12 protein-coding genes are annotated in these 12,943 nt (G+C 74.2%); 4 read left to right on the top strand and 8 right to left on the bottom strand.

What is annotated here, in order from left to right; translation table 11 throughout:
* Positions 1-59 precede the first annotated feature (59 nt).
* From ACLBWP_RS01545 to ACLBWP_RS01515, 7 genes are all read right to left on the bottom strand, one after another.
* On the bottom strand, positions 60-764 hold the full coding sequence (locus tag ACLBWP_RS01545) for an SDR family oxidoreductase (RefSeq protein WP_243563292.1): 705 nt from the start codon (positions 762-764) through the stop codon (positions 60-62).
* 57 nt (positions 765-821) lie between these two features.
* Complete coding sequence (locus ACLBWP_RS01540; RefSeq protein WP_447654244.1) at positions 822-2,198, bottom strand: PfkB family carbohydrate kinase; 1,377 nt, start codon at positions 2,196-2,198, stop codon at positions 822-824.
* A 35-nt stretch (positions 2,199-2,233) separates the two neighbouring features.
* Complete coding sequence (locus ACLBWP_RS01535) at positions 2,234-2,857, bottom strand: D-sedoheptulose-7-phosphate isomerase (RefSeq protein WP_243563291.1); 624 nt, start codon at positions 2,855-2,857, stop codon at positions 2,234-2,236.
* Positions 2,854-4,167, bottom strand: coding sequence for a glycosyltransferase (locus tag ACLBWP_RS01530; RefSeq protein ID WP_447653747.1), 1,314 nt, complete (start codon positions 4,165-4,167; stop codon positions 2,854-2,856). The genes ACLBWP_RS01535 and ACLBWP_RS01530 overlap by 4 nt, the downstream gene beginning before the upstream one ends.
* Positions 4,164-5,162, bottom strand: coding sequence for a glycosyltransferase (locus ACLBWP_RS01525; protein ID WP_447653745.1), 999 nt, complete (start codon positions 5,160-5,162; stop codon positions 4,164-4,166). Before ACLBWP_RS01525 ends, ACLBWP_RS01530 begins: the two co-directional genes overlap by 4 nt.
* Positions 5,163-5,247: 85 nt before the next feature.
* A complete protein-coding gene (locus ACLBWP_RS01520) occupies positions 5,248-6,354 on the bottom strand; it encodes a glycosyltransferase family 9 protein (RefSeq protein WP_447653744.1) in 1,107 nt (368 codons plus the stop codon).
* Positions 6,351-6,902, bottom strand: a complete 552-nt coding sequence (locus ACLBWP_RS01515) for an HAD family hydrolase (protein WP_243563287.1) — start codon at positions 6,900-6,902, stop codon at positions 6,351-6,353. The genes ACLBWP_RS01520 and ACLBWP_RS01515 overlap by 4 nt, the downstream gene beginning before the upstream one ends.
* 98 nt (positions 6,903-7,000) lie before the next feature.
* Between ACLBWP_RS01515 and ACLBWP_RS01510 the strand changes: the two genes are divergently transcribed.
* From ACLBWP_RS01510 to ACLBWP_RS01500, 3 genes are all read left to right on the top strand, one after another.
* Positions 7,001-7,981, top strand: a complete 981-nt coding sequence (locus ACLBWP_RS01510) for a glycosyltransferase family 9 protein (protein ID WP_447653743.1) — start codon at positions 7,001-7,003, stop codon at positions 7,979-7,981.
* A 47-nt stretch (positions 7,982-8,028) separates the two neighbouring features.
* Positions 8,029-8,385: a PRC-barrel domain-containing protein gene (locus ACLBWP_RS01505; RefSeq protein WP_243563285.1), complete on the top strand. Its 357-nt coding sequence runs from the start codon at positions 8,029-8,031 to the stop codon at positions 8,383-8,385.
* Positions 8,386-8,481: 96 nt separating this feature from the next.
* Positions 8,482-9,492 carry an SGNH/GDSL hydrolase family protein gene (locus ACLBWP_RS01500; RefSeq protein WP_447653742.1) on the top strand — a complete coding sequence of 337 codons (1,011 nt, stop codon included), beginning with the start codon at positions 8,482-8,484 and terminating at the stop codon, positions 9,490-9,492.
* On the opposite strand, the gene ACLBWP_RS01495 is transcribed toward ACLBWP_RS01500, so the two are convergent.
* A complete protein-coding gene (locus tag ACLBWP_RS01495; RefSeq protein ID WP_243563283.1) occupies positions 9,444-10,328 on the bottom strand; it encodes a universal stress protein in 885 nt (294 codons plus the stop codon). The two genes, ACLBWP_RS01500 and ACLBWP_RS01495, sit on opposite strands and share 49 nt — an antisense overlap.
* Before the next feature lie 296 nt (positions 10,329-10,624).
* Here ACLBWP_RS01495 and ACLBWP_RS01490 point away from each other — a divergent pair, with 296 nt between their 5' ends.
* Positions 10,625-12,904 (top strand): MSCRAMM family protein, encoded by a 2,280-nt coding sequence (locus ACLBWP_RS01490; protein ID WP_447653741.1) that lies wholly within the window; start codon positions 10,625-10,627, stop codon positions 12,902-12,904.
* The last annotated feature ends 39 nt before the right edge of the window (positions 12,905-12,943 follow it).

Raw genomic sequence — 12,943 nt, 5'->3', positions numbered from 1 at the left:
ACGGACGGGAGGCTCGGTGCCAGCTGGCACCGGGCCTCCCGTCCGTCAGCGGGGTGGGCTCACGGCCAGCTCGGCTCGGTGGCCGGCATGATCGAGAGCTCGCGGATCTCGCAGCCGGCAGGCTGCGCCAGCGCGAACAGGATCGCGTTCGCCACGTACGACGGCTCGATCAACAGCGCGTCAGGGCCCGGCTTGTACTGCTCGGTGCGGTCGGCGAAGAAGTTCGTCCGCATGCCCGCCGGGATCACGTTGGTCACACCGACCCGGCCGGCGGTCTCGGCGGCCAGCGCCTGCGAGAAGCCGCGCACGCCGAACTTCGACGCCGAGTAGGCGGTGCCGTCGCCCACACCACGCAGTGCGAGGGAGGACGCGATCGTGACGACGCGGCCGTGGTTCGCCTCGAGCGTCGGCAGGGCAGCGCGCACGACGGCCGCGGTGCCGAGCAGGTTCACGCCGACGATCTGCTCCCAGTCCGTCGCGGACAGGGCACCGATCGGCGCGGGCTTGTCGATGCCGGCGGCGGTGACGACCGCGTCCAGGCCGCCGTGACGCTCGGCGGCGTCGCGGACGGCCTGCTCGGTGGCGGCGGTGTCCGTCACGTCGACCGCGACCGCGTCGACACCGTCTGCCACGTGCTCGACCCGCAGGTCGAGGACGATCGGGGTGCCGCCGGCCTCGAGCACGGCGTCGACGACGGCCGCTCCGAGTCCGCTGGCGCCGCCGGTGACGAGGACGCGGCCGATGGGGGTGGTGGGGACGGGCATGGAGTTCCTTCCGTGGTGGATCAGGTTTGTGGGGCCGGGGCTACGCCGGGACCGCGCTCAGCCGACGGCCGCGAGCGCGGACGCCAGGCGGGTGGTCGACCGGCCCGGGTGGAACGGCACCGTGACCACGCGTCCGCCCCACTCCGCGAGCGTGACGGCCTCGGGCAGCTCGTCGGCGGTGTAGTCGCCACCCTTCGCCCAGACGTCGGGACGGAACCGCCGTAGGGCCTGGTCGGGCGTGGTCTCGTCGAACACCACGACGGCGTCGACGCAGTCCAGCGCCAGCAGCAGCTCGACGCGGTCGTCCTGGGTCATGATCGGGCGCTCGGGCCCCTTGATCTGCCGGACCGAGTCGTCCGAGTTCAGGCACACGACCAGGCAGTCACCCAGGGCCCGCGCTGCCGACAGGGTGCGGGCGTGTCCGGCGTGCAGCAGGTCGAAGCAGCCGCCCGTCGCCACCACGGTGCCCCCGTCCGCACGGACCCGGTGCACGACCCGCAGCGCGTCGCGGTCCGCTCCCGGGACGGCGAGGACGGTGGCAGGAGCACCGGCGAGCAGTGACGTGACGCCGCCGGCCGCCAGGTACGCGGACGCGTCGGCCACACCGGCGGCGACGGCGTCCGGGACGTCGGCGCCACCGGCGAGGGCGACCGCGACTCCGGCCGCGAGCCGGTCGCCCGCGCCGCACGGGTCGCCGGCGGTGACGGAGGGAGCCGGCAGGAACCGGGCGTCCAGGCCACGGGGCGTCCGTCGGCCGACCAGGGCGCCACGGTCACCGAGGGTGATCGCGACGGCCCGGACGTCCCACGCGTCGACCAGTGCGGCGGCCGCGTCGGTCGCGAACGGCACGCCGTCGCCGGCCAGGTCGGTGAAGCGGCGGGCCTCGGACGCGTTCGGCGTGGCGACGGTGATGCCGGGCACGGGCACCCCTCCCCGGGGGTGCGGGTCCCACACGACCGGGGTGGTCACGGCGACGGCGGCGATCGCGTCCCGGAGCGCCGGGGCAGCGGCGACACCGCGGCCGTAGTCGGCGACGATGACGGCGTCGACACCGGTCAGCGCAGCGGTCATGGCCGCGGTGACGGTCGGCACCGGCGGGGTGTCGCAGCCCTCGTCGATCCGGACCAGCGCGTGGTCCCCGACCCGGACGCGGGTCTTGACCGGGGTCGCGACGCCGGACGGACCGGCGACGACGCGCACGTCGGGCAGCAGCGTGCGGAGCTCGTCGGCCCGGGCGTCGTCGGACAGGACCGTGACCAGGGTGACCTGGTGGCCGTCCTTCGCGAGCATCGTGGCGACGAGTCCGGCGCCCCCCGCACGACGATCGTCCGTCCGGACGTCCACCACGGGCACGGGCGCGTCCGGGCTCAGGCGTTCGCTCGTGCCGCTGACGTCGACGTCGAGCAGGGTGTCGCCGACGACGGCGACGCGCAGCCGTGCCGCGGCTGTGGCCGACACCGGTGCCGCGCTCATCGCCGGCCCCCGCGGCGGAGCGCCGGCTCCATCGCCCGGCACAACGCGTGCACCAGGACCAGCTGCGCCTCCTGCACGTTCGCCGATGGTCCGTCGATGCAGATCGCGTCGTCGACCGCGTCGGCCAGCGGGTTCGGTCGTGACCCGGTCAGCGCGATCGTGCGGGCACCGACGACGCGGGCGGCCTCGGCAGCACGCAGCAGGTTCGGGCTGCGACCGCTGGTGCTCAGGAGCACGACGACGTCCCCGGCGCGTGCATGTGCGCGGACCTGCCGCGCGAAGACCTCGTCGAACCCGTAGTCGTTGCCGATCGCCGTCACGGCCGAGCTCTCGGCGTGCAAGGAGATCGCGGAGTACGCGGGTCGGTCGCCGTCGAACCGACCGGTCAGCTCCGACGTCAGGTGCTGCGCTTCGGCCGCCGAACCGCCGTTACCGGCCGCGAGCAGCCGCCGACCGGCAACGAGTCGCGCGGCGATGTCGTCGGCCCACGCGGCGATGTGGTCCCCGTGGTCGACGAGCGAGGCCACGACGGGCACCGAGGCGGTCACGTGGTCGTGCACGGCGCGGGCGCTGTCGCTCAGCTGCTCGGTCGTGCCGAGTCTGCTCTGTCCGATGGTCATCGTGCTGTCCTCTCGGTGGCGCGGGTCGAGCGCGATGCCCGGCCCGACGTCGTGGACCTGGTGGTGAAGCCCGGTCCGGTGACCGCTGCCCCGTTGACCAAGCGCTCGTAGACGCGCTCGGTGTCGGCGGTGACGCGGCTCCAGGCGTAGCGGGACTCGACCCGCTCGCGTCCGGCGGCGCCGTACGCCGCAGCGCGGGCCGGGTCGTCGAGCAGTCCCGCGATCGCGGCGGCGACGGCGTCCTCGTCACGCGGCGGCACGTGCAGCCCCGTGGCGTCCTCGACGACGGTGTCGATGAGCCCGCCGACCTGTGAGGCGACGACGGGCCGGCCGCACGCCATCGACTCGAGCGGCACGATGCCGAACGGTTCGTACCACGGTGCGCACACGACGACGTCGGCGCTGCGGTACACGGCGGGCATGGCGTCCTGGCTGAGCTGCCCCCGGAACGACACGTGGTCGCGCACGCCAAGGGAGCGCGCGAGGGCGTCCAGCCGCTGGTACTCGGGGTCGTCGGCCAGGTCGGACCCGGCGGTGCCGGCACCCCCGACGACGACCAGCTCGACGTCACGGCCCGCGGCGACCAGCTGTGCCATGGCCGCGATGGTCGTGCCGACGCCCTTCCGGCGCACCAGACGGGACGCGGTCAGGATCCGGTGCGTGCGACCGCGTTCCTCGACAGCGCCGGACGGCCGGAATCGGTCGACGTCGACCCCACAGGGCACGACCGAGATGGCGTGCAGTGGGACGCCGAGCGACTTGAGTTCGAACGCCTCGTCCGAGCAGGTCGCGACGACCTGGTCGACCCCGCGGCCGACGGCGGGCTCAAGCCACGCGCGTTCCTCGGGACTGGTGTCCGCCGAGCCCTGGTGCCGACGCTTGACGACACCGAGCGCGTGGAAGGTCTGGACGATCGGGATCCGGACGCCGCCCGTGCGGGCCTGGACCTGCGTGACGGCCTCGAGTGCGGCGTGTCCGGACATCCAGAAGTGGCCGTGCACGACGTCGGGCCGGTCGACGAACCAGGTCGCTGCGAGCACCTGGGCGAACGTCGCCATGTACGGCAGCAGGCTGTCCTTGGACACCACGCGGGCCGGGCCGGCGTCGACGTGTGCGACCTCGACACCCGGACGCAGCGCCACCCGAGCCGGCAGTTCGGCGTCGTCGCGGCGCGTGTACACGGTGACCTGGTGACCGCGGTCCGCCAGGGCGCACGACAGCGCGGCGACGTGGACGTTCTGCCCGCCGGCGTCGACCCCGCCCAGCACAGCGAGGGGACTGGCGTGTTCGGAGACCATCGCGATCTTCATCGGGTGCTCCCTTCCAGGGTCGGCCTCGGCGCGCGTCCCGCACGCGCGTGGCGGGTCACGACGTCGTCGAGCAGGTCGTCCCAGTCCGCCAGGAACCGGGCGAGCGAGTGGCGGGCCAGCGCGGCCTCGCGGGCGACGGCGCCACGACGGCGCGCCTCGTCCGGGTCGTCGAGCAGCACACGGGAGGCCCGGGTCAGCTCCGCCACGTTGGTCGCGATCGCACCGGCACCAGCGGGCACCGTCCGGGGCGCGTCGGTCGTCGCCAGCACCAGCACCGGCATGGCCAGGTGCATCGCCTCGATGAGCGACAGCCCGAGCGAGGTCCAGCGGTTCGGGTGCAGGTAGGCGCGACGCTCGGCCAGCGCAGCGTGCATCGGGGTCGGCTTGACGTCGCCGAGCCCGACCAGCCGGTCGCCGTGACCCAGGTCGGCGAGTCGCTCGGTGCCCATGCCGAACACGTCGACGGGGGCGACCTCGGCGAAGCGGGGGAGCAGGTCGGTGCCGACGACGCGGTTGCGCCGGACGGGCTCGTTGATCACCGCGCCGAAGCGCTCGAGGCGGCCGGAGTACAGCGGGCCCGGGTCCACCACGCCGTGCTCGATGACGGTGGTCCGCGCGGAGCCGCAGTCCCACATCAGGGCGTTCCAGTGCGTCACGTGCGCGATCGTCATGTCGGCGTGGTCGCGGAACGGGTGCAGGCTGTCCGGCACGTCCACGCGCGGGGCGTTGTGCTCGACGAACACGGTGGGGATCCGGCGCCCGCGCAGCAGGGTCGCAGCGACCTCGGCCTCGTCGGTGCGCTGCAGGACCACCAGGTCGACCTCGGCGTCCGCGACGTCCTCGGGTGCGAGCTCGACCACGTTCGGCCAGTGACGACCACCGGCGCCCAGGCCCCAGCCGTCGCGTGCGTCCGTGGTCGGCACCAGGTACTCGTGCTGGCCGCGGACGAAGGCGTCCATCCAGCCACCGTGGACGTGCCAGACGAGGATCCGCATGCAGTCCCTTTCGGTCACGCTCCGTCACGGTCGCAACAGGGCGCTGGACCGTCGACAGCAGGAGCAGGAGGAGCAGTGCCGGACGCTACGCAGCGCCTTCTGCGGTGCTTCGCAGACTGCTCGGCTTCATCCGCAGAGCGCGTCCGACCAGGCGCTCGTGCGCCGCGAGGACGTCCTCGGGGCGGACGGACGACAGGCACGGGTGCCCCGGGACCGGGCACGCACGGGCGCGGCTGAGACGACACGCGGCACCCTGGTCGCCGAGCAGCTCGACGTGCTCGGCGTACGGCGCCCACTTGGTCGCGGGCACCACCGGCGAGAACAGACTGACGATGCGGGCACCGACGGCGGCAGCCAGGTGCGCCGGTCCGGTGTTCCCGACGACCACCACCTCGGCACCGGCCAACACGGCTGCGAGCTCGGCCGGTGACGTGCGTCCACCCAGGTCGATCACCGCTGCACCGTCGTCGGTCCTGCCGGCTGCGACCGTCGCGGTCAGTTCCCGTTCGCCGGCAGCACCCGTGACGACGACCGGGATCCCGAACGCGCCGTAGGCCGCCACGAGCGCGCGGTGGTGTGACGGCGGCCACGACCGTGCCGGGACGCTCGCGCCGGGGTGGACGACGACGTACCGGTCCAGGGCGGCCACCTCGGGTGGCACGGCGGCGTCGTGACGAACCACGAGCCTCCCGTCGTCGTCCGGCGGCAGCCCGAAGCCCGCAGCCGACGCGATCTGCAGCGCACGCTCCGGTTCGGGCAGGTCCTCGGGCAGGTCCTCGCCGGGGCGCAGACGCACGTCGAGCAGCGAGCCCGGGTGGTCGACCGAAGCGCCGGAGACCCGCCGCACGCCGGCCAGTCGCAGCAGCATCGCGAGGGGGAGCGGGGACTGGTGGAACGACGTCAGCACGACGGCCTCGTCGACGTGCTCCTCGGCGATCAGCGCGCGGAACTCGTCCAGCACGGTGTCGTCGAGCGGTCGGGCGGTCTCGGTGACCCAGGGCGCCGCCCACATCCGCACCCGGTCGATCCCGGGCAGCAGGTGAGCGGCAGGGGCCCCCTGCGGACCGCAGAGCATCGTGACGTGGGACGCTGTTGCCGCGACCGCGCGCACCGCTGGCCCGGCGACCAGGACGTCGCCGAACGAGTCCAGACGCGCGACCAGCACGCGGGGGCCGCGCCCGGGACGGCTCATGCCGAGGCCGCCGGCACGTGGTCGAGCGCCAGTGCGACGGCCGCCTCGATCGTGTCGGCGACGGTGTCGGCCGCGGCGACCTCCTCCGGCCGGGTGCGCGGGGTCGGCACCAGGATCGCCTGCGCTCCCGCGGCCCGCGCGGCGCCGACGTCGGCGCCGATGTCGCCGATCACGACCAGGTGCTCGGCGGGCACGCCGAGTCGGGCAGCGGCCTCCAGGACCAGGCCGGGCCGGGGCTTCCGGCACGCGCAGTCGTCATCCGGGCCGTGCGGGCACACGCACCAGACGTCGAAGGGACCGACGAGGTCGTCGACACGGGCGTTGGTGGCGTCGACCTGCGAACGGGTCGCCCCACCGCGCGCGATGACCGACTGGTTCGTCACGACACCGACGGGCAGTCCGGCAGCGCGGGCACGGTCGACCGCCCGTCGGGCACCTGGCAGCGGTACCACCTGGTGCGGGTCGGCGTTGTACGGGACGTCCACCACCAGGGTGTCGTCCCGGTCGAACAGGAGACCGCCGACGGCGCGGTCCGCGAGGAGAGCCATGGCCCAGCCCTACCGGAACCCGGCCGAGCACCACGCCAGGAAGGTCGGCGAACGCGGTGCTGGTCGCCCGGGTGACGGGCACGGCTACGGTCGGAGCGGTGACCGCCCTCGATTCCCTGCCCCCGTCCGACGGCCGCCCCGAACTGGTCGTGCTACGCGCCATCAAGCTCGGCGACCTGCTGGTTGCGGTGCCCGCGCTCCGCGCCCTGCGTCGCGCGTTCCCGGACCACCGAATCAGCCTCGCCACCACGGCGTGGCTCGCCCCGGTCGTCGACCTCGTGCCCGCGGTGGACGTCCACCTGGCGCAACAGGGCTTCGACCACCCGATCCCGGTGCCCGCCGGCGTCACCGACGTCGCCGTCAACCTGCACGGCGCCGGACCGGAGTCCGAGGGCCTGGTCGCCGCCCTCGACGCGCGCCGGGTGATCGGCCACGGCAGACCCGACGGCCCGGCCTGGATCGAGGGTCCGGTCAACGAACGCGAACGCTGGGTCGGTCTGCTGTGGGCATACGGCATCGCCGGCGACCCCGACGACGTCGCCATCGACCGTCCGGCCGACGCCGCCGTGGTCGAGGGCGCGGCCGTCGTCCACGTCGGCGCCTTCCACGGCGCCCGGCACTGGCCCGTCGACCGCTTCGCCGAGGTGGTGCGCGGGCTGCGGGGGCGCGGAGAGCACGTGGTCCTGACGGGAGGCTCGGCGGACGTCGCGCGCGCCACCGCCGTCGCCGACGCGGCCGGCCTGCCGCCGGAGGCGGTCCTGGCGGGCGTCCTCGACCTGCAGCCGTTCGCGGCGGTGGTCGCCGCGGCCCGCGTCGTCGTCACGGTGGACACCGGCGCGGCGCACCTGGCGTCGGCCTACGGCATCCCGTCGGTGGTGCTGTTCGGTCCTGCGCCGCCCGAGTCGTGGGGCCCGCCGACGTCCGGCCCGCACGTCGTGCTGACCGACGCGTCCGTCCGTCGCGGTGACGTGTTCTCGGAGGTACCCGACCCGGCGATCCTGGCCGTGCACCCGGCCGACGTGCTGGCGGCCGTCGACGGGCTCGGCGTGGGGCGGGCGGCACACACGGCTCGTCGGTAACGTCGTCGTGACGGCCCCGGAACGACCGGCGTCGTGGAAGGAGCACCGTGTTCGAAGCGGCCAACATCCGGGACTGGATCGGCCTGCCGGTCGTCGACGAGCGCGACGACAAGGTCGGCACGCTCGAGAGCATCTACTACGACACCGCGACGTCCGACCCGGCGTTCGGCTCGGTGACGACCGGCATGGTCGGCTTCCAGAAGCTCGTCTTCGTGCCGCTCGTCGGGGCGACGGTCGCGCCGAAACACCTGCGCGTGCCGTTCCCGAAGAAGCTCATCAAGGACGCGCCGTCGATCGCGACCGACGGCGAACTCGAGGCGGACACCGAACCGGTGCTGTACCAGCACTTCGGGCTCGAGTACACGACCGGCAGCGGTGGAGAGCGGCGACTCGGCCGACGCTGAGCCCGCAGGCGGTAGCCTGATCGCTCCCGTCGCCCGCGCCCACCCGGAGGTCGCGTCCTGCTCCGATCCGTCCGTTCCACGCTGCTCGCCGCAGCGGTGGTCGTCGGCGTCCTGGTGTCCGGTCTCGGCCCGACGACCGCGTCGGCGGCGCCGCTCTGGCCGGTCCCACAGCCGTACCGGGTGACCGCGGACCCGCCCGAGACCCTGGCGGGACTGCCACCGGGCAGCGAGTACGTCGCGCTCGGTGACTCCTACTCGGCCGGGTACGGCCTGGGCCACCCGACCGGGTTGCCGGTGTCCGCGTGCGCGCAGTCCGCCGAGGACTACCCGCACCGGATCGCGGCCCGCTTCGGGCTCGCCCTGCACGACGTCACCTGCGCCGGGGCGACCAGCGCGGACATCTTGGGCGGACACCAGTTCAAGGGTGTCGACCCACAGATCCAGGCGTTGTCGGACGACACCCGCCTGGTGACCCTGACGATCGGTGGCAACGACGCCGACCTGTTCGGCACGGCCGCAGCCTGCCTGGCACTCTCGCGGTCCGGGCCGGTGTTCTCCGGTCGTGACGCCCCGTCGTGCCGCAGCACGCTCGTGCAGGACGGCGTCGACCAGCTCGGAGTGAAGATCCGGTCCCGCGTCGCGCTCGGCATCGCCACCACGCTGGCCGCCGTCAAGACCGCCGCTCCGAACGCCGAGATCGTGTTCCTGGGCTACCCCGCGATCTTCCCGGACGCCGCGCACACCCCGGCGAAGGGCTGCTTCCGGTCGGCGCTCGACCTCGGGACCCTGGCCGGCTCGTTCCCGAGCGACGCCTACCCGTTCACCGACACCGACGTGCGGTACCTGCACGGCGTGCAGCAGGACCTGGACGACGTCGCACGGTCCGCGTCGACCGCAGCAGGCGTGCGGTACCTCGAGGTCTTCACGGCGACGCAGGCACGGTCGGCGTGCGCGCGGAAGGGCGCCCTGGTGTCGGGCGTGACCCTCGACTCGCGGGACGGGCTGCAGCGGATCGACATGGAACCCGGGGCTCTGCACCCGAACCCCGCGGGGGTCGCCTACCTCGCCCGACGGGTCGCGGCGACGCTGCGGTCACTCGACGGCTGAACCGACCGCGACGGGGCGACGTGCGCCGTCGCCGGCACCACGCACACCGGCGAGACCGTCTCGCGCAGCACGTCGTGCAACACCGATCCCGACAGCACGTGCACGTGGCCCTGCCCGAGCACGACCAGGGAAGCCGTCCGGGTGTGGTTGGCGATCGCGCGACCGGGGTGCCCCTCGACCAGCAGCGGCCGGAGGCGCAGGTCCGGGAAGCGTGCGACCAGTCGGTCGGTGGCACGCTGCAGCAGGGCCTCGTTCAGGCGGCGCCAGCGGAGCGGGTCCTCGGCGAAGTCGGTCAGGCCGGTCCGGGTCAGCACGGGCATCTCCCACGCCCGCAGCAGTGTGAGCCGGCGGTTCCGTCGGAGCGCCTCGCCGACGGCGATCGCGACGGCGCGCTCGTCCAGGGGCTCGTCGACGGCCAGCACGACGTCGCCGTCGATCGGGTGCGCACCGTCTGGCACGACGACCGTCGGCACGGCTGCCCGTTCGGCGACCCGGGACGGCGCGTTGCCGATCGTGGAGCCGCGCCGACTGCGGAACGTCCCGACGACCAGCAGGTCCCCGGCGTCCGACTCGGTGACGAGCGCGGCAGCGAGCGGCCCCGCGTGCCGGACGATCCGGACCTCGACGTCCGGCAGCGCCGTGCGGGCGGCATCGGCGACGTGCTCGGCGACGCGCTTGCCGTCCGGACCCACACGCCCCTCCAACGCCGGGTCGACCCCGACCACCCGGATCCGCTCGATCCCGGCCGAGGCGTGCGCCACCACCCAGCGCAGGGCTTCCTCGTGCGGTCGTGCGGCGTCTGCCGCCAGCGTGACCGTGGTCCAGTGCTCGTCCATCCCGATCGACCTCCGTGCTGAGATCCGACGGGGCGTCTGGTGGCGCTCCTGCCGCGAAGCTACGCCCACCGCGCCGCCCGGACCGGTCGATCCGCTGTGGGTCGCCTGCGAGGACTGCGAGCGTCGCGTCGACGCCGTGACACTGAGTGCCGCGATCGACACGGTGTCGGGATGACCTGCCGACGGTGGCGCGGACGTGTTCTGGATGACGTCGACGCAGAGCGGACAGTGCTGCCGGACGCTGGATAACCTGAGCGAGTGTCGAGGCAGGTCGGCACCGCAACAGGGGAGGCCACATGCGCCGTTGGCGGATGGTCACAGCCGGGTTGACCGGGATCGTGCTCGGAGCCGGGTTGGCGCTGGGCGGCGCGACGAGCGCGTCGGCAGCCACCGTCGGGCACTGGGGTGCCTTCGAGGTGAGCGGGTCCGCCCGGGCGTACACCGGCGCAGTCGCACTGCCGGGGTTCCCGGAGACGACCTTCACGTCCACCTCGCGGCAGGCCCAGGTGATCAGCGGCGCGACGACCGGCCAGGGGCCCGCGACCCCGCCCGGCGCGGTCTACGGCAACAGCCGGAACAACACCTACCTGAACCAGCGGCCCGCGTTCGACCAGACGAACGCGCAGAGTGCCGCCGTGACGACCTACACCTTCGCGGGCGGTACACCGGGTGCCGGCGGGTGGTCGTTCGTCCTCGGGGACATCGACGCCGACCAGGCCACCATCTCGGCGACGCTGGCGAACGGGCAGCCGGCGTCGATCGCCCAGCTCGGCTACCAGGGCTCGTACAACTCGTGCTCGACGGTGTCGCCCGGCGGGTGGAGCTGCCCGGCCGACCCGGGTGGGGTCGCCCCGGGTCAGGACACCCCGACCTGGAACGCCGGCACCGGCGTGCTCGTCGGCAACGCGGCGGCCAACGACACCTCGGGTGCCTCGGCGTGGTTCACCCCGACCGTGTCGCTCGGGACGCTCACCATCACCTACCAGCAGCGCAGCGGCCTGCCGGTGTACCAGACGTGGTTCGCCAACAAGACCTCGTCGCTGTCCGGCGTCGCGACGCTCGACGGATCGCCGTTGCCGAACAGCACCGTGACCGTCACTGCGCCGAACGGCACCGAGTACACGACCACGACCGACGACCAGGGCGCCTACACCTTCCCGGCGCTGACGCAGGCGGACGGCTACCAGGTCGCGATCGCCACGCCGGACAACGCCACCGTGCAGGCCACGCCGGGGACGATCTCCCTGCGCGCTGACGTGACGGACGCCGACGTCGCCTTCGTCACGCCGCCCGGCACCGTCGCCGTGTCGGGCACGGTCGTCGACACGGCGGGCACCCCGGTGGCCGACGTCCCCGTCACGATCACGGACCCGGCGACCGGGACGGTCCTGGCCGAGGTGGTGACCGACAGTGACGGCGCGTACACCGCGTCCGGGTTGCCGGCCGCCACGCCCGTCGAGGCGAGCACGCCGGGAGCCACCACCGTGCCGGCGACGACCGGTGCCGACGGAGCGGCGACCGTGGTCGTCCAGCCGCTCGTCCTCCAGGCCGCGCTCTCGACGATCTCCGGACGGGTCACCCTGGACGGCGCGGCCCCGAGCAGCGCCGTCGACGTCGAACTCGTGCAGGACGGCGAGGTCGTCGCGACGACCCAGGCCGCCGCCGACGGCACCTACGACTTCCGCGTGCTGCCCGGGACGTACACGGTGCGGACCACGGCCCCGGTGGCAGGCGCGGACGGCACCACCGAGGTCGCGGTGACGACCACCGCGGGCGGGACCTCCACCGCGGACTTCCCCTTCGTCACGCCCGTGCCCGTCACGGTCACACAGGCCGGGTCGGTCACGTACAGCGACGGCACGCCCGTCGCAGGCACCACCGTCACCGCACGACCGGTCGACGCCGGGTCCGGAGCGGTCATCGTCGTCACCACGAACGCCGACGGGTCCTACGACCTGACGGGTCTGACCCCGGGCACCGACTACCGGATCACGGTCGCCGGGACGGACCCGCAGCTCGTCACGAGCGTCACCACGGGCGCTGCCCCGACGCCGGTCGACTTCGTGCTGTCGCTGCCGACGGTCGACCAGCCCGGCACGGTGACCGACAGCGACGGCGTCGCGGTTGCGGACGTGCCCGTCGTCGCCACGCCGACCGGCGCCGGTGACCCGGTGTCGACCACCACCGCGGCCGACGGCACGTTCGACCTGACCGGGCTGACGCCGTCGACGGAGTACTCGGTCGTCGCGGGCACCGGCGACCAGGCGAGTGCGCCGCAGGTGGTCACCACGGTGGCGACCGGCTCCGGCACGCCGCTGTCGATCGTGGTCCCCGCGGCCGTCGTCACCCCGACGCCCACCCCGAGCCCGACGGCCCCGCCGGTGTCGAGCGGGGGTACGGGAACGCTGCCGGGCTCGTCCGCGGGCGGCTCCACCCCGGGTGGCCCGCTCGCGTTCACCGGCGCGGAGATCACCCCTGCGGCCATCGCTGCCGGCATCCTCGTGCTGCTGGGCGGCGGGCTGCTGACCTTCCGGGCGGCACGCAACCGTCGTCGGACGGAGCACCTGCAGGACTGAGCCCGCGTGGCGGACCGGCACCGGGCCTCCCGTCCGCCG

The sequence above is a fragment of the Microbacterium sp. M1A1_1b genome, assembly GCF_053345565.1.
The sequence above is the reverse complement of the archived record's forward strand: the minus strand, read 5'-3'. Positions and strand labels throughout refer to the sequence as shown.